Consider the following 363-nt stretch of genomic DNA (forward strand, 5'->3'; position numbering starts at 1 on the left):
TCACCTCGGGCGCGGCGACTTTCAGTTTCGCGACCAGTCGCTTCAGCCCGTTGGCGTCCTTCTGGCGTGACACCAGCACGGCGTCCTGGGTCGCGACCACGACGAGATCGTCGACGCCTTCGAGCGCAACCAGCGCCCGGTCGGTCGAAACGTTGCAATTGCGGGAGTCCTCGAACACGGCCGCGCCGCGCGCTGCGTTGCCCAGGCCGTCCTTGTCGGAGAGCTCCCAGACCTGACGCCACGAGCCGATGTCGGACCAGCCGCACGCCACCGGCACCACCGCGGCATGCGCCGTCTTCTCCATGACCGCGTAATCGATCGAGATCGCGTTAGTCGCGCCGAACGCCGCGGCATCGAGCTTGA

Annotated in this window: 1 pseudogene; it reads right to left on the bottom strand. The window is 67.5% G+C overall.

The features are described 5' to 3' along the window. Positions 1-363 (bottom strand): annotated as a pseudogene (cpsB, locus tag FNJ47_RS46790) (mannose-1-phosphate guanylyltransferase/mannose-6-phosphate isomerase); the annotation flags it as partial.

This window comes from Bradyrhizobium uaiense, from assembly GCF_010811875.1.
GTDB classification, from domain to species: Bacteria; Pseudomonadota; Alphaproteobacteria; order Rhizobiales; family Xanthobacteraceae; genus Bradyrhizobium; species Bradyrhizobium uaiense.